The organism is Kineococcus rugosus (assembly GCF_050871975.1).
In the GTDB taxonomy this organism is placed as follows: Bacteria; Actinomycetota; Actinomycetes; order Actinomycetales; family Kineococcaceae; genus Kineococcus.
Genome location: NZ_JBJLSJ010000051.1, coordinates 1 through 24,482, shown reverse-complemented (window position 1 = coordinate 24,482; position 24,482 = coordinate 1). Strand labels below are relative to the sequence as shown.

Sequence of the window (24,482 nt, the reverse complement as noted above, 5' to 3'; positions counted from 1 at the left end):
GGCGCACACCCAGGCGCGCCGGACCCCCCCGTGGCGGCCCCCCCCCCCGGCCCCCCGCCCCCCCCCCCCCCCCCCCCCCCCCCCGCCCCCCCCCCCCCCCCCCCCCCCCGCGGAGGTGGCCGTGGCCGTCAGCCGGTCCACGACGTCCTGGGCCTGCGGCGGGGCGGCCGGGGTCGCGGCGGGCGCGGCGGAGGCGGCGGAGGTGGTGGGCGCGGTGGGGGGCGTGGCGTCCGCCCCCAGCGCCACCAGGTGCGCCCGGCAGACCCGCACCCCCTCCTCCGCGGCGGCCCGCAGGGGCGCGGGCCCCGACGCGGCGGGCGCGAGCAGCTCCAGCAGGGCCCGCGCGTCGGCGACGGCGGCCTCCCGCGCGAGGTCGTCGGGCCCCCGCTCGGCGGTCGGCGTCGGCTCCGGTCCGCCCACCCAGCGCACCCCGCACCCGCCGAGCCCGGCCCCGGTGAGCAGGAGGGCCCCGAGCAGGGTGCGGCGGCGCAGGGGGGCGGGAGCGGGGGGCACGGGCACCGATCGTGCCAGGCCCGCGCCGGACCGGGCAGGGCCGGACACCGACTAAGCTGTCCCGTCGTGCCCGCGCCGGTTCCGGTGCCGTGGCCGTCAGGACAACTCGAGAGCAGGGAGGGGCGGTCGTGACGACGCTCGAGGAGACCGTCAGGGGGGCTCTGGCCCCGGTGTTCGCCCCCGGCTCCGAGCTCGGGGACTCCCTGGTCCTGGACGACGTCGACGTCAGCACCGCCGGTCGCCGGCACGTCGTGCGCGTCGTCGTCGACGGCGCGGGGGACGAGCCGTCCGACATCGACCTCGACGCGGTCGCCGCCGCGTCGACCGCCGTCTCGCAGGCCCTCGACGACGCGGGGGTGCTGGGGGAGACCCCGTACACCCTCGAGGTGACCTCGCCCGGCGTCGACCGGCCGCTGACGACGCCGCGGCACTGGGCGCGGGCGCGCGGGCGGCTGGTGCGCGCGGTGCTGGCCGACGGGTCGGCGGTCCTGGTGCGCGTGGTCTCGGTCGACGGGGCCGGCGTCCACGGGACGGGCGAGCCGCAGATGGTGAAGGGCAAGCCCCCGCGGGCCAAGGACGTGGGGGCCCCGCACGACCTGGCCTGGGCCGACCTGGTGCGCGGCGAGGTGCAGGTGGAGTTCCGTCGCGCGGGCGCGGACATCGAGGACCTCGTGGCGGACGAGCACGAGCTGGACGACGAGGACGAGGACGAGCAGTGAACATCGACATGGCCGCCCTGCGGATGCTCGAGCGCGATCGGGAGATCCCGTTCGAGACGCTGGTGCGGGCCATCGAGCAGGCGCTGCTCGTGGCCTACCACCGCACCGAGCACACCGACCACAAGGCGCACCCGGACGCCCGCGTGGAGCTCGACCGCGGCAGCGGCGAGGTCCGGGTCTGGGCCAAGGAGCGCGACGAGCAGGGCGCGGTCGTCGGCGAGTTCGACGACACCCCCACCGGCTTCGGGCGCATCGCGGCGGGCACGGCCCGGCAGGTCATCCTGCAGCGGCTGCGCGACGCCGAGGACGACGCCGTGCTCGGCGAGTTCGCCGAGACCGAGGGCGAGATCGTCTCCGGCGTGGTCCAGCAGGGCCGGGACCCGCGGGTGGTCCAGGTCGACCTGGGTGCGCTGGAGGGCGTGCTGCCCCCGGCCGAGCAGGTGCCGGGGGAGCGGTACGAGCACGGCTCGCGCATCCGCTGCTTCGTGGTGAGCGTGAAGAAGGGCCCCAAGGGCCCGCAGGTGGTCCTCAGCCGGTCCCACCCGCAGCTGGTGCGCAAGCTGTTCGCCCTGGAGGTCCCCGAGATCGCCGACGGGACGGTGCAGATCACGGCGCTGTCCCGCGAGGCGGGGCACCGCTCGAAGATGGCCGTGCGCGCCACCCGCTCGGGGGTCAACGCCAAGGGCGCCTGCATCGGGCCGATGGGGCAGCGGGTGCGGGCGGTGATGGCCGAGCTGCGCGGTGAGAAGATCGACATCGTCGACTTCCACGAGGACCCGGCGCGCTTCGTCGCCAACGCGCTGTCGCCGGCGCGGGTGAGCTCCGTCGAGGTCGTCGACCTCGCGGCGCGGTCCGCGCGGGTCGTGGTGCCCGACTACCAGCTGTCGCTGGCGATCGGCAAGGAGGGGCAGAACGCCCGCCTCGCCGCGAAGCTGACCGGCTGGCGCATCGACATCCGGCCCGACACCCAGGCGGCGGGGGCACCCGCGGGCGAAGGCTGAGCGGGAAGGTTAGACTGTCTCCCATCGTTACACTGCCTGCGACCGGTCCCCGCGACCGGCGGTCTCCCGCGCCTGCCTCCGAGCCGGAGCGCACGTGCGTGGGGTGCCGTCGCCGCGACGGCCGGTCGTCGCTGCTGAGAGTCGTCGTCGCACCGGACGAGGCGGGAGCCCTCCTCGTCGACGTGCGGCGCAGCCTCCCGGGCAGGGGCGCGTGGCTGCACCACAGCACCGCGTGTCTGGAGCTGGCGGACAAGCGCAGGGCCTGGCCCCGCGCGCTGCGCCGGACGGCTCCCCTCGACCCCTCGGGCGTACGGTCCTTCCTGGGCTCGTCGCCGCACGAGGCCGTCGTGTCCACCACCACCGATGAGAACGGGTCGAACAGCTGATGAGCACCCGATGAGCTTCCAGCGATGAATCCCCCCGACTGATGACGGTCCGCGCCCGGTAGAGACGAGCCCGGACCGAGACAGGAGAGATGTGGCAAAGGTCCGGGTCTACGAGCTCGCCAAGGAGTTCGGAGTCGAGAGCAAGGTCGTGCTGGCCACGCTCAAGGAGATGGGCGAGTTCGTGCGGTCTGCGAGCTCGACCGTCGAACCGCCGGTCATCCGGCGGCTGAAGGACAAGTTCCCCCACGAGGGCGGCACCAGCGCCGCCCGCCCGGGTCCGGCGGTGAAGCCGGGTCCGCGCGTCCCCCCCGGTGCCCGTCCGGGTCCGGCTCCCGCCGCGCGACCGGCGCCCCCGGCGCCCGCGCGCCCGGCGGCTCCCGCCGCCGGCCCCACCCCGGCCGCGCCGGCACCGTCGGCCCCCGCGCCGGCGGCTCCCGCCCCCGCGGCGACCGGTCCCGCCTTCCAGGCCCCGCCCAGCGCCCCCGCCGACCGCCCGGTCGAGCGTCCCGCTGCGCAGCGCCCGGCGGCTCCCGGGCAGCGCCCCACCCCGGGTGCGCGCCCGTCCACCCCGCCGGCCGCCGGCGGTCCGGGCCAGGGCCCGCGTCCGGGTGCCCGCCCGGGCCCGGGTGGTCCCGGTGCCCGTCCGGGTGCGCCCGGTCAGGGTGGTCCCGGTGCGCGTCCCGAGCGCGGTGGTCGCCCCGGCGACCGCCCCGAGCGCGGTGACCGCCCCGGTGGCGACCGTCCCCGCGGCGACCGTCCGCAGGGCGACCGCCAGGGCCGCCCCGGCGGTCCCGGTGCGCCCGGTGGCGCTCCCCGTCCCGGTGGCGGTGCGCCGCGCCCGGGCAACAACCCCTTCGCGACGAGCCAGGGCATGCCCCGGCCCCAGCGCGAGGGCGGTGCTCCGCGCCCGGGCAACAACCCGTTCGCGGCCAACCAGGGCATGCCCCGTCCGCAGGGCGGTCCCCGTCCGGGCGGTGCGCCCGGTGCCGGTGGTCCCCGTCCCGGTGGTCCGCGCCCGAACCCGGGCATGATGCCCGCGCGCCCGACGGTCGGCCGTCCGGGTGCCGGTGCCGGTGCCGGTCGTCCCGGCGCGCCGGGCCGTGGTGGTCCCGGTGGCGGCCGCGGCGGCGGCGGCTTCGCCGGTCGTCCCGGTGGTCCCGGTGGCGGTGGCGGCGGTTTCGCCGGTCGCCCCGGTGGCGGTGGTGGTCGTCCGGGCAACCGCGGCGGCACCCAGGGCGCGTTCGGTCGCGCCGGCGGCAAGCCGGCGCGCGGCCGCAAGTCCAAGCGCGCCAAGCGCCAGGAGTTCGAGTCGATGGCGGCGCCGTCGGTCGGCGGCGTCTCGGTCCGGCACGGTGACGGCACGACCGTCATCCGCATCCGCCGCGGCGCGTCGCTGAGCGACTTCGCCGAGCGCATCGACGCCGACCCCGCGGCGCTGGTCACCATCCTCTTCCACCTGGGGGAGATGGCGACCGCCACGCAGTCGCTGGACGAGGACACGTTCCAGACGCTGGGTGCCGAGCTGGGCTACGTCATCGAGATCGTCTCCCCCGAGGACGAGGAGCGCGAGCTCCTCGCGGGCTTCTCGATCGACCTCGACGCCGAGCTGGAGGCCGAGGGCGACGACGAGCTCGAGGCCCGCCCGCCGGTCGTGACCGTCATGGGTCACGTCGACCACGGGAAGACGAAGCTGCTCGACGCCATCCGCTCCTCCGACGTCGTGGCGAAGGAGGCCGGTGGCATCACGCAGCACATCGGCGCCTACCAGGTCGTCAAGGAGCACGAGGGCGCCGAGCGGCCGATCACCTTCATCGACACCCCGGGTCACGAGGCCTTCACGGCCATGCGTGCCCGCGGTGCCAAGGTCACCGACATCGCGATCCTCGTGGTGGCGGCCGACGACGGCGTGATGCCCCAGACCATCGAGGCGCTCAACCACGCCCAGGCGGCCGACGTCCCGATCGTCGTCGCGGTCAACAAGGTGGACAAGGAAGGCGCGAACCCGGACAAGGTCCGGCAGCAGCTGACCGAGTACAACCTCGTGGCCGAGGAGTACGGCGGCGACACGATGTTCGTCAACGTCTCGGCGAAGCAGGGCATGGGCCTGGACGACCTCCTCGAGGCCGTCCTGCTCACCGCCGACGCGTCGCTGGACCTGCGGGCCAACCCCGACAAGGACGCCCGCGGCGTGGCGATCGAGGGCAACCTCGACAAGGGCCGCGGCCCCGTGGCCACCGTCCTGGTGCAGTCGGGGACCCTGCGCGTCGGCGACGCCATCGTCGCGGGCACCGGCTACGGCCGCGTCCGGGCGATGATCGACGAGAACGGCGACACGGTCGAGGCGGCCACGCCGTCGCGTCCGGTCCAGGTCCTGGGCCTGACGTCGGTGCCCGGCGCCGGCGACACCTTCCTGGCGGCGCCGGACGACCGGACCGCCCGGCAGATCGCGGAGAAGCGCGAGGCGCAGGAGCGCAACGCGGCCCTGGCGAAGGCGCGCAAGCGCATCTCGCTGGAGGACTTCACCAAGGCGCTGGAGCAGGGCAAGGTCGAGACCCTCAACCTCATCCTCAAGGGTGACGGGGCGGGTTCGGTCGAGGCCCTCGAGGACGCGCTGTACAAGATCGACGTCGGTGACGAGGTCGAGCTGCGCGTGATCGACCGCGGTGTCGGTGCGGTGACGAAGAACAACGTCAACCTCGCCGTCGCCTCGAACGCGATCATCATCGGGTTCAACGTGCGCCCGGAGCAGCAGACCAAGGAGTACGCCGACCGCGAGGGCGTCGACATCCGCTTCTACTCGGTCATCTACTCCGCCATCGAGGACGTCGAGGCGTCCCTGAAGGGCATGCTCAAGCCGGAGTTCGAGGAGGTCCAGCTCGGTACGGCGGAGGTCCGCGAGATCTTCCGCTCGTCCAAGTTCGGCAACATCGCCGGTACGCTCGTCCGCTCGGGTCTGATCCGCCGCAACACCAAGGCGCGCGTGCTGCGCAAGGGTGTCGTGCACGGGGACAACCTGACGATCGAGTCGCTGCGCCGCTTCAAGGACGACGCGACCGAGGTCCGCGAGGGCTACGAGTGCGGCATCGGCCTGGGGTCGTACAACGACCTCCAGATCGACGACGTCATCGAGACGTACGAGATGCAGGAGAAGAAGCGGGGCTGACCCCGCTCGACCCGGTGGCCGGGGTGGGACCGCACGGTCCCGCCCCGGCCACCACCCGCGCTGGGGACCAGCGACTCACCATGTTCACCGCAACGCTCACCGTCGACCTGCTCCTGGGTGACGTCCACTCCCTCAAGGGCAAGCGCAGCATCGTCCGGCCGCTGGTCGCCGAGCTGCGCCGTTCCTTCGAGGTCGCCGCGGCCGAGACCGGCCACCTCGACCTGCACCGGCGGGCCGAGGTCGCGGTCGCCGTGGTGGCCGCCGACGCCGCTCGCTGCGTCGACGTGCTCGACCGGTGCGAACGCCTCGTCGCGGCGCACCCCGAGTTCCAGATCCTCTCCGCCCGGCGGCAGTTCCTGTCGTCGGACGACTGATCCCCGACCGATCCTCAGGAGTTCCCGTGGCGGATCCCACCCGCGCCCGCAAGCTCGCCGACCGCATCAAGGTCGTCGTCGCCGACGCCCTGGAGAAGCGCGTCAAGGACCCCCGGCTGGGGTTCGTCACGATCACCGACGCCCGGGTGACGAACGACCTGCAGCACGCGACGCTCTACTACACCGTCCTCGGCAGCGAGGAGGAGAAGGCCGGCACCCGGGTGGCGCTGGAGTCGGCCAAGGGCGTGCTGCGCTCGGAGGTCGGCAAGCGCACCGGGATCCGGCTGACGCCGACCCTGACGTTCACCGCCGACGAGGTCCCCGAGACCGCCCAGCAGATCACCGACCTGCTGTCGAAGGCGGCCGAGCAGGACGCCCGCGTCGCCGCGCTCGCCCAGGGCGCCAAACCCGCCGGTGACGTCGACCCGTACCGGAAGCCGGTCGAGCACGACGACCTCGACGAGGACGAGGACCCCGACGAGGACCTCGGCGAGGACGAGGACGACGAGGTTCGCGGGGAACCCGACCGGATCTGACGCCGCGTGGCACTGTGGTGAGCATGGAACCGCAGTTGCCGGGCCTGCGCGGCCTCGGGATCGACGCGGTGGCCGGTGGGGGCGACGGCGTCCCCACCGCCTTCGTCGTGGTCCTCGTGCTGACCGCCCTGCTGGGCGTGGCCGTGGTCGTCGGCGGCCTGCGGATGGCGCTGCGCGCCCGTTCCCGCTCCCGGGAGGCGCTGCGGCTGCGCACCGACGGGGTGTCCACGACCGGGACGGTCGTCGACAACCGCATCACCAGCCACCGCGAGCACCGCATGACGTTCTCCCCGGTCGTCCGCTTCGCCGTGGACGGTCGGGACGTCACGGTCGTCGGCGACCAGGTGTGGAACCGGTCCTTCGTCACCGGGCGGTCCGCGCAGGTCGTCTACGACCCCGCCGCCCCCGACCGCGCGCACGTGCGGGCCGAGGGCGGCTCCTTCTTGGGGCGCGGCTTCAGCGGCGTCGTGCTCGCGGTGTTCGGGCTCGTCTTCCTCGCCGCCGTCGCCGTGATGGGCGGTTTCGTCGCGTCGGTGTTCTGACCCGCCGGTGCGCACGGCCCGGTCCCGCGGGCACGGCATGCTTCTCACCGTGTCGCCCACCCCGCACCCCCAGGACCGCCCCACCGCCGCCGCCGACCGGACGGGCGTCGGTGACGGCGTCCTCGTGGTGGACAAGCCCGCCGGCTGGACCAGCCACGACGTCGTGGGCCGCTGCCGGCGCCTGCTGTCGACCCGGCGGGTGGGGCACGCCGGGACGCTCGACCCGGCCGCGACGGGCGTCCTGGTGCTCGGAGCGAACCGCGGGACGAAGTTCCTGACCCACCTCGTCGCCCACGACAAGGCGTACACCGCGACGGTCCGGCTGGGGGTCGCGACCGTCACCGACGACGCCGAGGGCGAGCCGCTCGGTGAGCCCGTGGACGCCTCGGCGCTGCCGGGGGAGGCCGTCGCGCACGCGCTCGCGGCGCTGACCGGGCCGATCCAGCAGGTGCCGAGCTCGGTCAGCGCCATCAAGGTCGACGGCCGGCGCAGCTACGCGCGCGTGCGCGGCGGCGAGGACGTCGAGCTGCCGGCGCGGCCGGTGACGGTCTCCCGGTTCGAGGTCACCGGTCGGCGGGTCGAGGGGCCGTTCCTGGACCTCGACGTCGTCGTGGAGGTCTCCAGCGGGACGTACGTGCGGGCGCTGGCTCGCGACCTCGGCCGCGCCCTGGGGGTGGGGGGTCACCTGACCGCGTTGCGGCGCACCCGCTCGGGCCCCTTCACCCTCGACGAGGCGCTCACCCTGGAGGAGCTGGAGGCCGCCCCGCGGGTCGAGCCGCTGGCCGCGGTCGCCCGCCGGCTGTTCCCGGCCCGCGAGGTCGACGAGCGGGAGGCGGCGAACCTGGGCCACGGCTGCTTCCTCACCGCGTCCGGGGTCGAGGGGCCGGTGGGGGCGTTCGCGCCCGACGGCACCCTGGTGGCCCTCGTCGGGGACACCGCGCGCGGGGCCAAGCCCCTGCTGGTCCTGGCGCCGGCGGGTCCCTGACGCACGCCGGCCCGCGCAGCGGTCGCTGCGCGGGCCGGTGGGGACGGGCGGGGATCAGGCGGGGACGCTGTCCCGCACGGAGTGCCGGTCGCGGTAGCGGGCCACGTCCAGGATGCCCTCGCGCTTGGCGACGACGGCCGGGACGAGCGCCTGGCCGGTGACGTTCACGGCCGTGCGGCCCATGTCCAGGATCGGGTCGATGGCCAGCAGCAGCCCGACCCCGGCCAGCGGCAGCCCCAGCGTCGACAGGGTCAGCGTCAGCATGACCGTGGCGCCGGTCAGCCCGGCGGTCGCCGCCGAGCCCACGACGGAGACGAACGCGATGAGCAGGTAGTCGGTGAGCGACAGGTCGACGCCGAAGAACCCGGCGACGAAGATCGCCGACAGCGCCGGGTAGATCGCGGCGCAGCCGTCCATCTTGGTCGTCGCACCCAGCGGGACGGCGAAGGAGGCGTACGACTGCGGCACCCCGAGGTCCTCGGTGACGCGCTGGGTCACCGGCAGCGTGCCGATGGACGAGCGCGAGACGAAGGCGAGCTGCGTCGCGGGCCACACCCCGGAGAAGAAGCTGCGGACGCTCAGGCCGTGGGCGCGCAGCAGGACCGGGTAGACCACGAAGATCACCAGGGCGAGGCCGACGTAGACGTCGACGACGAAGACGCCCAGCGGGCTCAGCGCGTCCCAGCCGTAGGTCGCCACCGCCTTGCCGAGCAGGCCGACGGTGCCGATCGGCGCGAGCCGGATGACCCACCACAGGACCGTCTGCACGACGGCCAGGCCGGAGCGGGCGACGTTCAGGACGGGGTCGGCCTTCTCGCCGACCTTCAGGACGGCGACGCCCAGGACGACGGCGATGACGAGCAGCTGCAGGACGTTGAAGTTCAGCGAGACGCTGCCGTCGTCGGAGGCGGAGCCCTGCAGGGCGAAGGTGTTGCCGGGGACGATGCCCTGCAGGAAGTCCAGCCAGGACCCCGTGGAGGTGGGGACCTCCGCGGCCGAGGCGTCGACCGAGGACCGCGCGCCGGGGTCGGTGAGGACGCCGAGGCCGATCCCGATCGCGACGGACACGAGCGCGGTGATCGCGAACCACAGCAGGGTCTGCCAGGCCAGGCGGGCGGCGTTGGTGACCTGCCGCAGGTTGGCGATCGAGGTGACGACGGCCAGCAGGACCAGCGGCGGGACGAGCGCCCGCAGCAGGGTGACGAAGATCGAGCCGATGGTGCTGAGGGTCGTCGTCAGCCAGTTCGGGTCCTCGGTGGTCCCGCCGAGGGAGCGGGCGAGGGCGCCGAGGACGACGCCGAGGACGAGGCCGATGAGGACCTGGACGCCGAACGGCGTCCGTTTCACGCGGGCGAGCACGGAGGGACTCCAGGGGACGAGGGGGTGGCGGGACGAGGGTGCTGCCTCGTCCCGCTACCGCGCGCTCGCCGTCCGCTGCAGGTCGATGTGCAGTCGTTCGGTGAGGTCCTGTCCACTGTCCATGCCGCAGGACCCAACCGCGGCGCGGTGGGGCTTGTTCCCGGATCAGCCCTGCGACTTCAGCGCGGCCAGCCGCGCCTCGACGTCGAGGTCGGTGGCGGCGTCCTCCAGGGAGGCGAACTGCGCGTCGAGGGAGTCGGCCTGCAGCTCGGCCTGCCCGGCGACGCGGGCCTCCTCGCGGCGGACGCGCTCCTCGAAGCGGCTCAGCTCCGACGTCGGGTCGAGCACGTTCAGCGACCCGATCGCGGACTGCACCTGCGCCTGGGCCTGGGCGGCCTTCGCGCGGGCGACCAGCTGGTCGCGCTTGGTCCGCAGCGCGGTCAGCTTCTCCTTCATGGCCGCCAGGCCGCTCTTGAGCTTGGCGACCACCTCGGTCTGCGCGGCGATCTGCGGTTCGGCGGCGCTGACCTCCTGCTCGAAGGAGATCTGCCGCTTGAGGGCCACCTTGGCCAGCTCGTCGAACCGGTCCGCCTCGGCGCTCTGCCCGGCGGCGCGCAGGCTGTCGGCCTTGGCCGAGGCGGCCGCGGCCTTGGCGCCCCACTCCCGCACGGCCGCGACGTCGTCGTCGCGGTCGGCCTCGGCCAGGCGCAGGTTCCCGATGGTCTGCGCGATCGCCGCCTCGGCCTCGGTGATGTTGGCCGTGTAGTCGCGGACCATCTGGTCGAGCATCTTCTCGGGGTCCTCGGCCGCGTCCAGCAGCGCGTTCACGTTCGCCCGCGCCAGCTGGGCGATGCGGCCCAGGATCGTCTGCTTCTCCGCCACCGGAGTCCTCCGCTCTCGTCGGGTCGTCCCCGCGATCCTGCCGCACCCGGGCCGCGAGGGCCTCAGAAGCGGCCGCCGGCACCGCGCCGGCCACCTCCGGAGGACCGCCGGGGGCCGGAGGAGCGCCGGGGGCCGGAGGAGCGCCGTCCGGACGAACCGCCGCCGAAGCCCCCGCCGAACCCGCCGCCGCCGAAGCCCCCGCCGAACCCGCCGCCCCAGCCCGAGCGGCGCCGGGACGACGCGCCGCCGGCCTCCCACAGGATCCCGCCGAGGACGGCGCCGAGGTCGTCCCCGCCCCCGGTGCGGGAGGTCTGCCAGGAGTCGACGTCCGAGCGGGCCCGCGCGCCGGCCCGCTCGGCGAGGGCGTCGGCGCGGCGGGCGTGCTCCAGGGCCGCGGCCGGGTCCCGCCCGGCCAGCTGCACGGCCTGCTCCAGGCTGCGCTGCGCCTCCCCGAGGTGCGTGCGGGCCGCCGGGCCGACGGCGCCGCGGCGCAGCGCGATGAACTCGTCCGCCGCGGCGATCTCGGCGCGGGCCGCCACCAGGGTCTGCTCCAGCGCGGCCTGCGCGGCGCGCCGGGCCCCGGCGGCCTCCTCGACGCGGTCGCGGGCGGCGTCCAGGGCGCGTTCGGCCTCCACGAGCCGGTGCAGGGTGCCCAGCGGGTCCGGCCCGGCGGTGGTCGCGGCCTGGTCGGCGACGGCCCCGGCCGCGGCCGCCGCGGCGGCGAACGGCGCCGTCGAGACACCCGGGGCTCCTTCGACGGGCTCGGCCGCCGCGGCCCGCAGCCGGGCCGCCGCCACGGGCACCTCGACCACGGCCCGCCGCAGGTCCGCCTCGGTGCGCGAGAGGCCGGCCAGCAGCTGCGCGGCCTGGGCGGCGGCCGCCTCGGCGGCGCGCACGGCGTCGACGACCTCCCCGGAGCGGCTGGGGTCGGGCAGCGCGGCCCGCGCCGCGGCGCACGACGCCTGCGCCGTCCCGATCCGGTCGCGGGCCTGGGCGACGGCGTCGGCGACCGGGGCCAGCGCGGTGTCGCCGAACTCGCCGCGCAGCCTCGACAGCAGGTCCCGCGCCGGTCCCACCTGCGCCTGCAGCCCCGGCAGCTGCGCCTCGACCCCGTCCAGCACCGCCGGCGCCCGGCGCACGAGGTCGCGCAGGGCGTCCACGGAGGCCGCGGCCTCCTCCAGCGTGCTGCCGGTGCTGCGGCAGGACGCGATGACCTCGGCGAGGACCCGCCGCCGCTGCTCCTCGGTCTCGGGGACGTCGTCGTCCAGGGACTGGCGGGCGGTGAACGCCTGCTGCAGCGCGGCGCGGGCGCGGTCGAGCACGGCGGCGAACGGCGCGGTGCGGTCCGCGCCGAACTCCGCGGCCGCGAACTGCAGCTCCTGCCCGGCCGAGCGGACCGCGTCGTCGGCCTGGACGAGCAGGGTGTCGGCCAGCGTGCGCAGCTCCCCGGTGGGGCGCCCGGCGAACTCGGGGGTGGGGCCGGTGGCCTCGGGGCGGTTCCGGTGCCGGTGCACCAGGGACACGACGGCCAGCACCGCGAACCCGGCGACGGCCAGGGCGCCGATCACCCACCACAGCGCGTGGGAGGGCCGCAGCCGTCCCTCGAGGGACTCCGCCCCGGTGACGACCGCCCCCCGCCCAGTCGTCCTCGGCCAGGTGGGCCTCGGTGTCCCGGGCCACCGCGTCCAGGTCGCCCTGCGACAGCTCGGAACGGTCGTCGACGGAGTAGGCGTAGTCGCGGTCCTGCGTCGCCACGGCCAGCAGCACGTCGTCCAGGCCCAGGCCGGAGGTGCGGGCCGTCTCGTCGGCCCAGGTCCGGCCGTCGCGCCCGTCGAAGGTGTCCACGTAGACGACCCAGAGCTGGACGTCGGTGCTCGCCCGCAGGTCGTCCAGCGCGGCGTCGACGTCCTGCTCGCGCCCGTCCAGCGCGCCGACCCGGTCGGTGACCTGGTCGGCGAGCCGGAACGGCTCGGCCGCCGCGGCGGGCGCGGCGCCGGCCAGCAGCGCGCCGGGCAGGAGCAGCCCCAGCGCCAGGGGCAGGGCGGCCAGACGTGATCGCAGCACGCGGTCAGTCTGGCGCACCCGTCCCCCGGGAGCCCTCAGAAGAGGGTGTAGCCGCCGTCGGTGACGACCACCGCCCCGGTGGAGAAGCTGGAGGCCTCCGAGGCGAGGTACACCACCGTCGCGGCGATCTCCTCGGGGGTGGAGTACCGCTGCATGGGGGCGTCCTCGATCCACATCCGGCGGAACTCGGGCCGGTCGACCGGGGCCATCTCCGTCTTCACGTACCCGGGCGCGATCGCGTTGACGCGGATCCCCAGCGGGGCCCACTCCGCCGCGAGCGACTTGGTGAGCTGGTGCACGGCGGCCTTGGAGGCGTTGTACACCGGCTGCAGCTGGGGGCGGTTCACGATGTGCGCGCTGATCGAGCCGACGTTGACGATGTTCCCGCCGCCGTGGTCGGCCATCCACCGGGCGGCGACGACGCTGGGCAGCCACACGCCCTTGACGTTGGTGGTGATGACGTCGTCGTACTCGTCGTCGGTCACCTCCAGCGCCGGCCGGTGCACGCAGGTCCCGGCGTTGTTGACGAGCACGTCGAGGCGGCCGAGGCGCTCGGTGACCCGGGCGACCGCGGCCTCCACCTCGGGGCGGGAGGTGACGTCCAGGCGCAGGCCCAGGGTCCGGCGCCCGGTCGAGGCGGCGATCTCGGCGGCCGCGGCGACGCAGGCGTCCTCGTCGCGGGCGGCCACGGCGACGTCGGCCCCGGCCTCGGCGAGGGCCTGGGCGAAACCCCGGCCCAGCCCCTTGTAGCCGCCGGTGACGAGGGCCACGCGGCCGGTGAGGGAGAAGCGGTCCAGGACGCCCACCTCAGGCCTCCGCGGGGTTCACGACGACGACGGCCTTCATGCTCAGCGGGTCGGAGTCGGCGTTGAGGGCGTCCTCGACCTGCTCCAGCGGGTACCGCGCGGTGACCATGTCGTCCAGGTGCACCGTGCCGGAGGTGGTCAGCGCGATGCCGCGGGGCCAGGTGTCGACGTAGCGGAACACGCCGGTGACGTTGATCTCGCGGGTGGCGATGAGCTGCACCGGCAGCGGCATCTCCTCCGCGCCCAGGCCCACCAGGACGACGGTCCCGCCGCCGCGGGTGCTGGCGATGCCCGACAGGACCGCCGGCGTCGCGCCGGAGCAGTCGATGAACGCGTCCGCGCGCAGGGCGGCGATCTCCTCGGCGTCGGCGACCGGGTGCAGGGCGCGGGTCGCGCCGAAGGAGGTGATGCGCTCGCGGCGGGAGTCGACGAAGTCGGTGACGACCACGTCGGTCGCCCCGCGGGCCCGGACGGCCTGCGCGCACATCGCCCCGATGGGGCCGGCGCCGGCGATGAGGACCTGGTCGCCGGGCCCGACGTCGGCCTTGTGCGCGGCCCACAGGCCCACGCTGAGGGGTTCGAGCAGGGCGGCGGACTCGTCGGACAGGCTGTCCGGCACCGTGTGCGCCTGGTCGGCGGGGGCGGTGACGTAGTCGCAGAACGTCCCGTCGAACGGGGGCGTGGCGTAGAACTCCATGTTCGGGCACAGGTTCGACCGGCCCGTCTTGCACTGGCGGCACTGCCGGCAGGGGACCTGCGGGTCGATGGCGACCCGGTCGCCGAGGCGGTCCTCGGGCACGCCGCGGCCGACGCCGACGACGGTGCCGGAGACCTCGTGGCCCAGGACGAGGGGGGCGGTGACGACCATGTCGCCGATCCGGCCGTGCTTGTAGTAGTGGACGTCGGAGCCGCAGACGCCGACGGACCCCACCCGCACGAGCACCTCGCCCTCGCCGGGGGTGGGCACCGGTCGCTCCTGCAGTTCGATGACGCCCTGCTTCAGCAGGACGCTGGCCCGCATGGTCGTGGGGATCGTTCCGGTGGTCATCTGCGACTCCTCGCGGGTTCGGGTGCTGCGGGGTTGTTCGGGGGACGGTACGGGTCCGGGCGCGGTCAGCGGACCGTGTAGCCGCCGTCGACGACGAGGTCGTGGCCGTTGACCATCGCCGCCGCGGGGCTCGCCAGGTACAGCACGGCGGCGGCGACCTCGTCGGGTTCGGCGAAGCGCCCCGTCGGGATCTGCGCCTTCAGCGCGCCCCCCTTCGGGTTCTCCCAGTTCGGCCGGGCCAGCGCGGTGAGGACGACGGTGGGGGAGACGGTGTTCACGGTGATGCCCAGCGGCCCCCACTCCAGGGCCAGGGTGCGGGTCATGCCGAGCAGCCCGGCCTTGGACGCCGCGTAGGCGACGTGCCCCTCCAGGCCGACCGTCGCGGCCTGGGAGGCGATCGTCACGATCCGCCCGCCGCCGTGCGCGGCGAGGTGGCGCCCGACGGCCCGGGCGACGACGAAGCTGCCGGTGAGGTTCACCGCGAGGGTGCTGGACCAGCCCGCGAGGTCGATGTCGAGCGCGGGGGCGATCGTCGCGGTCCCCGCGCAGTTCACCAGGACGTCGAGGCGGCCGGCCCGGTGGACGACCTCGGCCACGGCCGACGCCACCGCGGCGGGGTCGGTGGTGTCGGCCGCGACGTGGAACGACCCGCCCGCGCCGGCCAGCGCGCGCTCGTCGCGGTCGAGCACGGCGACCCGGGTGCCCTCGGCCTCGAAGGCCGCGACGACCGCCGCGCCGATGCCGCCGGCCCCGCCGGTGACCAGGGCCACCCGGGACGCCGGGGTGGTCACTGCCCCGGGATCCCCTCGTTCGCGATGTCGCCGGTGGCGAGGTTCTGCTCGGTGAGCTCGGGCAGCTTCTCCAGGAACGCGGCGCGGTCGGTGACGACGTGCTGGATGGCGACGTCGACGTTCTCCTTGGTGATCTTCGGCATGTTGTAGACGGGTTCGGTGTTCACCTCGGTCCCGGCCGCGATGGCCGCCGCGACGGCCAGCCCGGCGGACAGCTCCACCGTCCCGTTCTGCAGCATCGTCCCGATGAAGTCACCGCTCTTGACGGCGTTCAGGCCGTCCTCGATGCCGTCGATCCCGACGACGGGGATGGTCTTGCCGGCCTCCTTCAGCGCCTGCAGCGCCCCCAGGCCCATGTCGTCGTTCTCGGAGACGACGCCGTTGAGGTCGTCGCCGAACGCGGAGATCCAGTTCTTGACCTTGTTGACGGCCTCGTCGCGCTTCCAGTTCGCGGTGTCCATGGCGAGCACCTCGATGTCGGGGTACTTCGCCAGGACCTCGTTGATGCCCTTGGTGCGGTTGATCTCCCCGGACTGCCCCAGCGGCCCCTGCAGGACGACGATCTTCCCCTTGCCGCCGAGGGCGTCAGCCATCATCTGCATCTCGGCGGCGCCGGCGGCGACGTCGTCGGGCTGGACGTTGCCGGCGATGTCGGTGGAGTTCAGCTCGGCGTTGACCGCGACGAGGGGGATGCCCGCGGCCTTGGCCGCGGCGACCTGCGGCTGCAGGGAGTCGGCCTGCACGGGGACGACGATGATGGCGTCGACGCCGGCGTTGACGTACTGGTCGACCTGGGAGGCCTGCGTGTTGACGTCGAGGTTCGCCGAGTTCCAGAGCAGTTCGATGCCCTCGGCCTCCGCGTAGGCGTCCATGCCCTCCTTGCCGGCGGTGATGAACGAGCTCATGTCGTAGACGCTGACGCCGATGCGCAGGGACTTCGCGTCCCCGGAGGCGCCGTCGCCGGAACCGGAGTCCTGGTTCGCGGTCGGGTCCCCGGCGCCGCAGGCCGACAGGGCCAGCGCCAGGGCGCCGATCCCGAAGGAGCCGGTCAGCAGCGTGCGGCGGTTCAGGGTGTGCTCTTCGGACATCGCGGGTCTCCTGGTGGGGTTTCGAGGGGGTGTTTCGCCGGGGCGGGGTCAGGCCCGGCGCCTGGTGGACCACACGTCGACGGCGACGGCGGCGACGATGAGGACGCCCTTGATGACGTCCTGCCAGTAGGCGGGGACCAGCAGCAGGTCCAGGCCGTTGTTGAGGGTCTGGATGAGCAGCAGGCCCAGGGCGGTGCCCCAGACGGTGCCGCGCCCACCCATGAGGGAGGCGCCGCCGATGACGACGGCGGCGATGGCGTCGAGCTCGTACCCCTGGCCCAGGTTCGGCGGGCCGGAGATGACGCGGGAGGCGAGCATGACCCCGGACAGGCCGGCGAGGACGCCGGAGAGGGCGTAGACGCTGAACAGGGTGCGCCGGGCGTTGACGCCGGCGATCTCGGCGGCGACGCGGTTGCCGCCGACGGCGTAGACGCGCATGCCGTAGCTGGTGCGGCGCATGACGATCCCGAGCACGACGATGCCGACGATCATCACGATGACGGGGATCTGCAGCCCCAGCACCTTGGTGTTGGCGATGGTGCCGAACTCCGGCGGCAGCCCGTTGATGGGGGCGCCGCCGCCGATGACGTAGGCGATCCCCGAACCCGCCGTGAGCATCCCCAGGGTGGCGATGAACGGTGGGACGTCGACCCGGGCGACGAGGACGCCGTTCACCGTCCCGGCCAGCAGCCCGACGGCCATCGCGGACAGGACGGTCAGCCAGACCTGGCCGGGGTTGGCCTTGGCGACCGCGGCGGCGGTCATGGCCGAGACGGCGATGACCGAGCCGACGGACAGGTCGATGCCGCCGGTGAGGATGACGAGGGTCTGGCCGAGGGCGATGAGGGCGAAGGGGGCCGCCGCGATGAGGATGTTCTGCAGGTTCTCGGGGGAGGTGAACCGCAGCGAGCGGTAGGAGAAGAACGCGATGACCAGCAGCATCACGATGAGCATGGCGCGGCGGATGAGCTGGGCGACGATCCACTCGCGGGAGAACCGCCGCCTGTCGGCGGGGACCGCCGTCTTCTCGAGCTGGGTCGTGGCCATCAGGGTTCCTTCGTGTCGGTTCGCAGGGAGAGCCCGGAGCTGAGCCGGAAGATGGTCTCCTGCACGTCGGGGGCGTCGAGCTGGGCGCGGTCCAGTTCGCCGACGACGCCGCCGTCGCGCAGCACCAGCGCCCGGTGCGAGAGGCCGAGGACCTCGGTCATGTCCGAGGAGGCCATGACGACGGCCATCCCGGCCGCGGCCAGGTCGGCGATGATGCGGTAGATCTCCGAGCGGGCGCCGACGTCGACGCCGCGGGTGGGTTCGTCCAGCAGCAGGACGTCGACGTGCTCGGTCAGCCAGCGGGCCAGCACCACCTTCTGCTGGTTCCCGCCCGAGAGGGTCCCGACGTCCTGGGACAGGCCGCGGCTGCGCAGCCGCACCGACTCCATGGCCTGCCCGACGGCGCGGGTGCGCGAGGCGCCCTTGAGCCAGCCGGCGACGGAGAACCTCCCCAGCCGCGGCAGGGTGCCGTTGTCCAGCACCGACAGCCCCATGACGGCACCGGCGTGCTTGCGGTCCTCGGGGACCAGGGCCATCCCGGCGGTGATGGCGGCGGCGGGGTTCTTCCGCTTCACGTCCCGGCCGGCGACGGTGATCCGGCCGGCGGTCGTGGCCCGCACGCCGAAGACCCCCTCCAGGAGTTCGGTGCGCCCGGCGCCGACGAGGCCGGCCAGGCCGAGGATCTCCCCGCGGCGCACCTGCAGGTCCACGGTCCCCGGCTGCCCGGCCACCGCGAGGTCCTGCACGGACAGCACCACGTCGGCGTCGGCCGGGACCGTCCGCACCGGCGGGAACAGGTCCTCCAGCTCGCGGCCGATCATGGCGGTGACGATGTCGTCGTCGGAGACGTCGGCCATCGCCTCGTCCAGGACGAGCCCGCCGTCGCGCAGGACGACGACGCGGTCGGCGAGGTCGCGGATCTCGGCCATCTTGTGGGTGGTGAACATGATGGCGACCCCCTGGTCGCGCAGTTGCCGCACCACCCGGTAGAGGCCCTCGACCTCGCGCTCGGAGATCGCCGAGCTGGGTTCGTCCAGCAGCACGACCTTCGCGCCGCGGGAGGAGTTCTTGACGATCTCGACGATCTGCTGCAGCCCGACGGGCAGGGTCCCCATCCGGGCGCCGGGGTCGATCGCGACGCCGAAGACCTCGAGCATGGTGGACGCCTCGGCGGCCATGCGGCGCCGGTCCAGCGTCCCCAGCCTCGTCTTCAGCTCGCGGCCGACGAAGAGGTTCTCGTAGACCGTCATGTGGGCGATCGAGGCGAGTTCCTGCGGGACGATGGCGACGCCGAGGCGGTGGGAGTCGCGGATGCTGCCCGCGGCCAGTTCCTCCCCGCGGACCAGGACGGTGCCCTCGTCCGCGCGGTACTGACCGGCGGCGATCTTCATCATGGTCGACTTGCCGGCGCCGTTCTCCCCGGCCAGCGCGGTGACGGTCCCCAGTTCCAGCGTGAGGGAGACGCCCTTGAGGACGGGGACGCCGCCGAAGGACTTGCGCAGGTCGCGGCACTCCAGGACGGCGGTGCGGGTCGCGGTGCTCACACCGGCTCCCGGACGGGGAGGGCCAGGGGTGCGCGGGCGTGCGCGGCGGGGCGCGCGGGGGCGGGGGTCATGGGGGTGCTCCAGTCGTGACCGGGAGGCGTGGTGCGGGGGGTGCGGCGCCGGGGGGCGGCGCCGGGTGCGGGGCCGGGCGGCGGCGCCCGGGGTCCCGAGGGTTCCGGTACCGGGCTCAGGTGTCAACGCGGCTGCTCACGTGAGCAGCGGGGTCAGCGGATCGTGAACCCGCCGTCCACGACGAGGTCCGCGCCGTTGACCATGTCCGAGGCGCCGGAGGCCAGGAACAGGGCCGCGCCGGCGATCTCGCGGGGCAGGGCGAAGCGCCCGGTCGGGATCTGCGCCTTGGCGGCCTCGCCCTTGGGGCCCGCCCACGCCTTGCGGCCCAGGTCGGTGAGCACCACCGTCGGGGAGATGGAGTTCGCGGTCACCCCGCGCCCGGCCCACTCCATCGCCAGGACGCGGGTCAGGCCCACGACCCCGGCCTTGGACGCGCAGTAGGCGGCGTGCCCGTCCAGGGCCACCGTGGCGGCCTGGGAGGCCATCGTGACGACCTTCCCGCGGCCCCGCTCGAGCATGCCCCGGCCGACGGCCTGGGCGGTGAGGAACGTCCCGGTGAGGTTGATGGCCAGGGTGCGGGCGAACACCGCCGGGTCCAGCTCCTCCGCCGGGGCGAGGTCGACGATCCCGGCGCAGGTGACCAGGACGTCGACGGCGCCGGCGGCCGCCGCGAAGGCCGCGACCGAGTCCGGGTCGGAGACGTCGCCGGCCAGGGCCAGGTGCTCGCGGCCGGTGCTGCGGCCCAGCTCCTCGGCCCGGGCGCGGGCGGCGTCGGCGTGCAGGTCGACGACGACGACCCGCGCCCCGGCGTCGGCGAACGCGCCGGCGATCGCGCTGCCGATGCCGGAGGCCCCGCCGGTGATCAGGGCGGTGCGCCCGTCGAGGCGGAAGGACAGGTCGACGGACTCGTCGGTCGGCTCGGTGGCGGGTGCGGTGGCGGGTGCGGTGGTGGGGGCGTGGGGGGTCGGGGTGCTCATGGCGTCCTCCTGGTCGGGTGGGGGCCGGTCCCGGCACCGCTGCCGGTCGTCCCCGCGACGACGAATGCTGCGCCCGGCTGCTCGCCCGGTCAACGCTGCTGCTCACGTGAGCACCGGGTGTGCGCGAGCGAGCCGGCGTCTGCTCCGATGAGCGGGTGGGTCCGGAGGAACTGACCGAGCTGGTGGCCATCGCCCGCCGCCACTACGTCGACGGCGTCTCGCGCGTCGACATCGCCGCCGAGCGGGGGCTGTCCCGGTTCAAGGTGGGCCGGGTCCTGCAGGCGGCCCGGGAGGCCGGGATCGTCCGGATCGAGGTCCGCGCCCCGGCCGGCATCGACTACGAGCTGTCCGATCAGCTGCGGACCCGGTACGGCCTGCGCCGGGCCCTGGCCGTCCAGACCGCCGACGAGGCGCGCGTGCGCGAGCCCCTCGGCCAGGTCGCCGGGGACCTGCTGCGCGAGATCGTCACCGCCGAGGACGTCCTCGGGATCGACTGCGGCCGGACGCTGCGCGCGATGGCCGGGCACCTCGGCGGCATCGCGGGGTGCGACGTCGTGCAGATCACCGGCGTCGGCGGGCAGCTCGGGGACACCGCGACGGACATCACCCGGGTCGTCAGCGAGGCCAGCGGCGGCCGGGTGTTCCCGCTGTTCGCCCCCTTGGTCGTCGCCGACGCCCGGACCGCGGAGGCGATGCGGACCCACCGCGCCTTCCGGTCCACCTTCGCCGCCTACGCGCGGGTCACCAAGGCCGTCGTCGCGATCGGGGCCTGGACGCCGGACCTGTCGCAGATCCCCGCCCTGCTGGGGGAGGAGGAGTTCACCCGGCTCGCCGGCGCCGGCGTCGTCGCCGAGACCGGGGCCCTGCTCGTCGACGCGGGCGGCCGGCGCGTCCCGGGGCTGGACGCCCGCCGCGTCGCGATCACCGAGTCGCAGCTGCGCGCGGTGCCCGACGTCATCGGGGTCGGCGGCGGGCGGGGCAAGACCACGGCCGTGCACGCCCTGCTGCGCGCCGGGCTGCTGAACTCCCTGGTCACCGACGTGCACCTGGCGCGCCGGCTGCTGCGCCGCGCGCCGTGACCGGCCCGGGCGCCGCCGTCGGCGCTCACCGGCCGGGCAGGTCCGCCAGCCACTGCTCGACCTCGGCGAGGGTGAGCACGGGGCCGTTCGCCCCGAACGCGATCCGCGCGCCCTTCTCGCCGGGCTTCCCGCTGGTCAGCAGGTACCCGGGGTGCCGCTGCGTCGGCGCCTCCAGCGTCCAGCCCTTGCGCCCGGCCAGGCGGCGCAGCCGCGCGAACTCCTCCTCGCTCACGAGGCCCTCGCGCAACCCGCCGGGTCGGCCCGGTAGGCCTCGCCGTGCGCGATGACGGCGTCGAGCTTGTCCCGCGTCGCGGTCAGCTCCTCCAGCTGGGCCTGGACCCGCTCGCGCTCGGCGAGCAGCCGGGCGTGCATCTCGTCGGTCAGCACGCCGTGCTCCACGCACGGCAGGATCCGCAGGACGGCCTTGCTGCCCAGCCCGGCGGCGTAGAGGTTCTGGATGAACCGCACCCGGTCGACCGCGGAGTCGGGGTACCGCCGCTGCCCGCTGGGGCTGCGCTCGGACGTCAGCAGCCCCTGCTCCTCGTAGTACCGCAGCGCGCGGACGCTGACGCCCGCCCGCTGCGCGACCTCGCCGATGCGCACCCCTGGACCCCGTTCCCGACGAAGGAGTTGACCCTGACGTCAACGTCAGGTCCTACGGTACCCGCATGAACACCGCTGGAGCCACCGCGCTCGTCACCGGAGCCAACCGCGGCCTCGGCCGCCACCTCGCCGCCGAGCTGCTCGCCCGCGGCGCGAAGGTCTACGCCGCCGCCCGCCGACCCGAGTCCATCGACCTGCCCGGGGTCGAGCCCGTCGCCCTCGACATCACCGACCCCGCGGCCGTGGCCGCCGCCGCCGACCTCGCCCGCGACGTCGACCTGCTCGTCAACAACGCCGGGATCTCCACCGGCGCGCCCCTGCTCGGCGACCTCGACGGCCTCCGGGCCGACATGGACGTCAACTTCTGGGGCACCCTGTCGATGGTCCGCGCCTTCGCCCCCGTCCTGGCCGCCAACGGCGGCGGCGCCGTCGTCAACGTCTCCTCCGCGCTGTCCTGGTTCGCCTTCCCCGGCGCCGGCGGCTACGCCGTGTCCAAGGCCGCGAACTGGAACATGTCCAACGCGCTGCGCCTCGAACTGGCCGGCCAGGGCACCCTCGTGACCTCCGTCCACCTCGGCCTGGCCGACACCGACATGGCCGCGGGCGTCGACGGGCCCAAGACCGACCCCGCGACCGTGGCGAAGACGGTCCTCGACGGCGTCGAGGCCGGTGACCTGGAGGTCCTCGTCGACGACTGGAGCCGGATGGTCAAGGCCTCCCTCGCCCAGGAACCCCGCGCGTTCTACGCGCAGTTCCTCGGCGCCTGACCACCGCCCCGGCGTCGCCCGGTGCGCTCGCGGTGAGCGCACCGGGCGATGATGCCCCGGTGAAACGTGCTCGCGTCCGCGCCCCGCAGCTGACCGGCCGGCGGTGGCTCAACACCGCCGGCGACCTCTCCCTGGCCGACCTGCGCGGCAAGGTCGTCCTGCTCGACTTCTGGACCAGCTGCTGCGTCAACTGCCTGCACGTCCTGGACGAGCTGCGCCCGCTGGAGGAGAAGTTCTCCGACGTCCTGGTGACCGTCGGGGTGCACTCGCCGAAGTTCGCCCACGAGGCCGAACCGGCGACCCTGGACGCCGCCGTCGACCGCTACGCCGTGCACCACCCCGTGCTCGACGACCCCGAGCTCGCGACCTGGCAGGCGTACGCGGCCCGCGCCTGGCCGACCCTCGTCGTCGTCGACCCCGAGGGCTACGTCGTGGCCTCGATGTCGGGGGAGGGCCACGCCCACGGCCTCGACGTCCTCGTCTCCGAGCTCGTCACCGAGCACGAGGCGGGGGGGACGCTGCACCGCGGCGAGGGCCCCTACGTCCCGGCCCCGCCCGCCGGGTCGGCCCTGCGGTTCCCCGCGCGCGCCGTCCGGCTGCCCGACGGGGCGGTGCTGGTGGCCGACACCGCCCACCACCAGCTCGTCGAGCTCGAACCGGACCTGCAGACCGAGCGCCGCCGCTTCGGCACCGGCGAGCGGGGCCTCACCGACGGGCCGCGCGCGACGTTCGCCGAACCGCAGGGCGCCGCGCTGCTGCCCGCCGACGTGGCCGCGCGCGTCGGGTACGACGTCGTCGTCGCCGACAGCGTCAACCACGCCCTGCGCGGGCTGCGCCTGTCCGACGGCACCGTGCGCACCGTCGCCGGGACGGGCGAGCAGCTGCGCCGCAGGGAAGGTGGCGGCCCGGCGCTGGAGCAGGACCTGTCGACGCCGTGGGACGTGGCCTGGTTCGACGGGCAGGTCGTCGTCGCCATGGCCGGCGTGCACCAGCTGTGGGCCTTCGACCCCGAGGAGCAGGTCGTGCGGGTCCTGGCGGGCACGACCGCCGAGGGGATCCACGACGGGCCGGCCGAGGAGGCGTGGTTCGCGCAGACGTCGGGCCTGGCCGTGCAGCGGGTCGACGGCGAGGAGGTGCTGTGGTTCGTCGACGCCGAGACCTCCGCGCTGCGCAGCCTGCGCCGCACCCCCGGCCTCGACGCCGAACCCGACCGCGCCGTGCGGCCCGTCGAGGACACCCGGATGGCCAACGTCGCGCCCGTCGCCGGCGCCGGGTACGCGGTCACCACCCACGTCGGGCAGGGGCTGTTCGACTTCGGGTTCCGCGACGGCCCCGCCGCGCAGGCGCTGCTGCAGCACCCGCTCGGGCTGGCGGTCGCCGCCGACGGTTCCCTCCTCGTCGCCGACACCTACAACGGCGCCGTCCGGCGCTACGACCCCGCGACCGGTGAGGTCTCCACGGTCCTGCGCGACCTCGCCGAACCCGCCGACGTCCTCGTCGACGGCGACACGCTCGTCGTGGTGGAGAGCGCCGCGCACCGGCTCACCCGGGAACTGACCCCGGCGAACCTGCGGGTCGACGCCGGCGCGCACCGCGTGCAGCGGCCGCCGACGGACCTGGCCCCCGGCGTCGTGGAGCTCGTGGTCGCGTTCACCCCGCCCACCGGCCAGAAGCTCGACGACCGCTGGGGCGACCCGACGCGGCTGGTCGTCGCCGCCACCCCGCCGGAACTGCTGGCCGAGGGCGCCGGGACGCAGGAGGGCCTGCGCCGGACGCTGCGCCTGGCCGACGACCTCGACGGCGGCGTCCTGCACGTCAGCGTGCAGGCCGCCGCCTGCGACGGCGACCCCGAGACCGGGCAGGTCCCCGAGTTCGCCGCCTGCCACCTGTACCAGCAGGACTGGGGCATCCCCGTCCGCCTCGTGGCCGGTGCCCCCGCGCAGCTGCCGCTCGACCTGCGCGGCGCCTGAGCCGGGGGGGGGGGGGGGGGGGGGCGGGGGGCGCCCCCCCCCCCCCCCCCCCCCCCCCCCCCCCCCCCGGGACGGGGGGTTTCGTCATGCTCGGCAAGACGTTCAAGGGCATGACGGACGAGGTGCTGGAGTGGCAGACGAGGCGGTTCCGGGAGCTGCAGACCGG

Annotated in this window: 23 protein-coding genes and 2 pseudogenes; 11 read left to right on the top strand and 14 right to left on the bottom strand. The window is 75.0% G+C overall.

What is annotated here, in order from left to right:
- Nucleotides 1-513: pseudogene (locus ACRYM6_RS21400) on the bottom strand (hypothetical protein); the annotation flags it as partial.
- Between the two features lie 128 nt (nucleotides 514-641).
- On the opposite strand from ACRYM6_RS21400, the gene ACRYM6_RS21395 reads away from it, so the two are divergent.
- The 8 genes from ACRYM6_RS21395 to truB all read left to right on the top strand — a co-directional run bounded on the left by ACRYM6_RS21395 (nucleotide 642) and on the right by truB (nucleotide 8,219).
- Nucleotides 642-1,232 (top strand): LSm family protein, encoded by a 591-nt coding sequence (locus ACRYM6_RS21395; RefSeq protein WP_432544908.1) that lies wholly within the window; start codon nucleotides 642-644, stop codon nucleotides 1,230-1,232.
- The gene (gene nusA, locus ACRYM6_RS21390; protein ID WP_432544907.1) at nucleotides 1,229-2,233 is read left to right on the top strand and encodes a transcription termination factor NusA; all 1,005 of its coding nucleotides are present in this window, start codon (nucleotides 1,229-1,231) and stop codon (nucleotides 2,231-2,233) included. The genes ACRYM6_RS21395 and nusA overlap by 4 nt, the downstream gene beginning before the upstream one ends.
- A gap of 98 nt (nucleotides 2,234-2,331) precedes the next feature.
- Nucleotides 2,332-2,619 (top strand): YlxR family protein, encoded by a 288-nt coding sequence (locus ACRYM6_RS21385; protein WP_432544906.1) that lies wholly within the window; start codon nucleotides 2,332-2,334, stop codon nucleotides 2,617-2,619.
- 91 nt (nucleotides 2,620-2,710) lie between these two features.
- On the top strand, nucleotides 2,711-5,782 hold the full coding sequence (infB, locus tag ACRYM6_RS21380; protein WP_432544905.1) for a translation initiation factor IF-2: 3,072 nt from the start codon (nucleotides 2,711-2,713) through the stop codon (nucleotides 5,780-5,782).
- Nucleotides 5,783-5,862: 80 nt separating this feature from the next.
- The gene (locus tag ACRYM6_RS21375; protein ID WP_432513630.1) at nucleotides 5,863-6,156 is read left to right on the top strand and encodes a DUF503 domain-containing protein; all 294 of its coding nucleotides are present in this window, start codon (nucleotides 5,863-5,865) and stop codon (nucleotides 6,154-6,156) included.
- A 26-nt stretch (nucleotides 6,157-6,182) separates the two neighbouring features.
- Nucleotides 6,183-6,692 (top strand): 30S ribosome-binding factor RbfA, encoded by a 510-nt coding sequence (gene rbfA, locus ACRYM6_RS21370; RefSeq protein WP_432544904.1) that lies wholly within the window; start codon nucleotides 6,183-6,185, stop codon nucleotides 6,690-6,692.
- A 23-nt stretch (nucleotides 6,693-6,715) separates the two neighbouring features.
- Nucleotides 6,716-7,234, top strand: coding sequence for a DUF3592 domain-containing protein (locus tag ACRYM6_RS21365; RefSeq protein ID WP_432544903.1), 519 nt, complete (start codon nucleotides 6,716-6,718; stop codon nucleotides 7,232-7,234).
- A 37-nt stretch (nucleotides 7,235-7,271) separates the two neighbouring features.
- Entirely contained in the window at nucleotides 7,272-8,219 is a 948-nt protein-coding gene (truB, locus tag ACRYM6_RS21360) for a tRNA pseudouridine(55) synthase TruB (RefSeq protein WP_432544902.1), read from the top strand.
- Nucleotides 8,220-8,273: 54 nt separating this feature from the next.
- On the opposite strand, the gene ACRYM6_RS21355 is transcribed toward truB, so the two are convergent.
- The 11 genes and pseudogenes from ACRYM6_RS21355 to ACRYM6_RS21305 form a co-directional block, all read right to left on the bottom strand.
- A complete protein-coding gene (locus tag ACRYM6_RS21355) occupies nucleotides 8,274-9,566 on the bottom strand; it encodes a dicarboxylate/amino acid:cation symporter (RefSeq protein WP_432544901.1) in 1,293 nt (430 codons plus the stop codon).
- Between the two features lie 177 nt (nucleotides 9,567-9,743).
- The gene (locus tag ACRYM6_RS21350; protein ID WP_432544909.1) at nucleotides 9,744-10,460 is read right to left on the bottom strand and encodes a PspA/IM30 family protein; all 717 of its coding nucleotides are present in this window, start codon (nucleotides 10,458-10,460) and stop codon (nucleotides 9,744-9,746) included.
- Between the two features lie 62 nt (nucleotides 10,461-10,522).
- Nucleotides 10,523-12,028, bottom strand: coding sequence for a TPM domain-containing protein (locus ACRYM6_RS21345; protein WP_432544900.1), 1,506 nt, complete (start codon nucleotides 12,026-12,028; stop codon nucleotides 10,523-10,525).
- A gap of 121 nt (nucleotides 12,029-12,149) precedes the next feature.
- Nucleotides 12,150-12,524: pseudogene (locus ACRYM6_RS21340) on the bottom strand (TPM domain-containing protein); the annotation flags it as partial.
- Nucleotides 12,525-12,559: 35 nt separating this feature from the next.
- Nucleotides 12,560-13,330 (bottom strand): SDR family NAD(P)-dependent oxidoreductase, encoded by a 771-nt coding sequence (locus tag ACRYM6_RS21335; protein ID WP_432544899.1) that lies wholly within the window; start codon nucleotides 13,328-13,330, stop codon nucleotides 12,560-12,562.
- 1 nt (nucleotide 13,331) lies between these two features.
- Nucleotides 13,332-14,378, bottom strand: a complete 1,047-nt coding sequence (locus tag ACRYM6_RS21330; RefSeq protein ID WP_432544898.1) for an NAD(P)-dependent alcohol dehydrogenase — start codon at nucleotides 14,376-14,378, stop codon at nucleotides 13,332-13,334.
- A 65-nt stretch (nucleotides 14,379-14,443) separates the two neighbouring features.
- The gene (locus ACRYM6_RS21325; protein WP_432544897.1) at nucleotides 14,444-15,169 is read right to left on the bottom strand and encodes a GolD/DthD family dehydrogenase; all 726 of its coding nucleotides are present in this window, start codon (nucleotides 15,167-15,169) and stop codon (nucleotides 14,444-14,446) included.
- The gene (locus tag ACRYM6_RS21320; protein ID WP_432544896.1) at nucleotides 15,166-16,257 is read right to left on the bottom strand and encodes a substrate-binding domain-containing protein; all 1,092 of its coding nucleotides are present in this window, start codon (nucleotides 16,255-16,257) and stop codon (nucleotides 15,166-15,168) included. Before ACRYM6_RS21320 ends, ACRYM6_RS21325 begins: the two co-directional genes overlap by 4 nt.
- 48 nt (nucleotides 16,258-16,305) lie before the next feature.
- The gene (locus ACRYM6_RS21315) at nucleotides 16,306-17,304 is read right to left on the bottom strand and encodes an ABC transporter permease (RefSeq protein ID WP_432544895.1); all 999 of its coding nucleotides are present in this window, start codon (nucleotides 17,302-17,304) and stop codon (nucleotides 16,306-16,308) included.
- A complete protein-coding gene (locus ACRYM6_RS21310) occupies nucleotides 17,304-18,848 on the bottom strand; it encodes a sugar ABC transporter ATP-binding protein (RefSeq protein WP_432544894.1) in 1,545 nt (514 codons plus the stop codon). Before ACRYM6_RS21310 ends, ACRYM6_RS21315 begins: the two co-directional genes overlap by 1 nt.
- 224 nt (nucleotides 18,849-19,072) lie before the next feature.
- Entirely contained in the window at nucleotides 19,073-19,897 is an 825-nt protein-coding gene (locus ACRYM6_RS21305; RefSeq protein ID WP_432544893.1) for a GolD/DthD family dehydrogenase, read from the bottom strand.
- Between the two features lie 155 nt (nucleotides 19,898-20,052).
- On the opposite strand from ACRYM6_RS21305, the gene ACRYM6_RS21300 reads away from it, so the two are divergent.
- Nucleotides 20,053-20,976, top strand: coding sequence for a sugar-binding transcriptional regulator (locus tag ACRYM6_RS21300; RefSeq protein ID WP_432544892.1), 924 nt, complete (start codon nucleotides 20,053-20,055; stop codon nucleotides 20,974-20,976).
- Nucleotides 20,977-21,001: 25 nt separating this feature from the next.
- Here the strand turns inward: ACRYM6_RS21300 and ACRYM6_RS21295 are convergent, their stop codons facing one another.
- Nucleotides 21,002-21,208 (bottom strand): hypothetical protein, encoded by a 207-nt coding sequence (locus tag ACRYM6_RS21295; RefSeq protein ID WP_432544891.1) that lies wholly within the window; start codon nucleotides 21,206-21,208, stop codon nucleotides 21,002-21,004.
- On the bottom strand, nucleotides 21,205-21,579 hold the full coding sequence (locus tag ACRYM6_RS21290; protein ID WP_432544890.1) for a MerR family transcriptional regulator: 375 nt from the start codon (nucleotides 21,577-21,579) through the stop codon (nucleotides 21,205-21,207). The genes ACRYM6_RS21295 and ACRYM6_RS21290 overlap by 4 nt, the downstream gene beginning before the upstream one ends.
- Nucleotides 21,580-21,644: 65 nt before the next feature.
- Between ACRYM6_RS21290 and ACRYM6_RS21285 the strand changes: the two genes are divergently transcribed.
- Together ACRYM6_RS21285 and ACRYM6_RS21280 are read left to right on the top strand one after the other, a co-directional pair.
- Nucleotides 21,645-22,346: an SDR family oxidoreductase gene (locus ACRYM6_RS21285; RefSeq protein WP_432544889.1), complete on the top strand. Its 702-nt coding sequence runs from the start codon at nucleotides 21,645-21,647 to the stop codon at nucleotides 22,344-22,346.
- Between the two features lie 59 nt (nucleotides 22,347-22,405).
- Nucleotides 22,406-24,316 (top strand): NHL domain-containing thioredoxin family protein, encoded by a 1,911-nt coding sequence (locus tag ACRYM6_RS21280; protein WP_432544888.1) that lies wholly within the window; start codon nucleotides 22,406-22,408, stop codon nucleotides 24,314-24,316.
- The last annotated feature ends 166 nt before the right edge of the window (nucleotides 24,317-24,482 follow it).

What these genes read in the sequence shown, in the direction of transcription:
- ACRYM6_RS21305 (WP_432544893.1), bottom strand. Translation starts at nt 19,897, where the DNA reads ATGAGCACCCCGACCCCCCACGCCCCCACCACCGCACCCGCCACCGCA.
- ACRYM6_RS21315 (WP_432544895.1), bottom strand. Translation starts at nt 17,304, where the DNA reads ATGGCCACGACCCAGCTCGAGAAGACGGCGGTCCCCGCCGACAGGCGG.
- ACRYM6_RS21365 (WP_432544903.1), top strand. Translation starts at nt 6,716, where the DNA reads ATGGAACCGCAGTTGCCGGGCCTGCGCGGCCTCGGGATCGACGCGGTG.
- ACRYM6_RS21320 (WP_432544896.1), bottom strand. Translation starts at nt 16,257, where the DNA reads ATGTCCGAAGAGCACACCCTGAACCGCCGCACGCTGCTGACCGGCTCC.
- ACRYM6_RS21285 (WP_432544889.1), top strand. Translation starts at nt 21,645, where the DNA reads ATGAACACCGCTGGAGCCACCGCGCTCGTCACCGGAGCCAACCGCGGC.
- ACRYM6_RS21330 (WP_432544898.1), bottom strand. Translation starts at nt 14,378, where the DNA reads ATGACCACCGGAACGATCCCCACGACCATGCGGGCCAGCGTCCTGCTG.
- ACRYM6_RS21375 (WP_432513630.1), top strand. Translation starts at nt 5,863, where the DNA reads ATGTTCACCGCAACGCTCACCGTCGACCTGCTCCTGGGTGACGTCCAC.
- truB (WP_432544902.1), top strand. Translation starts at nt 7,272, where the DNA reads ATGCTTCTCACCGTGTCGCCCACCCCGCACCCCCAGGACCGCCCCACC.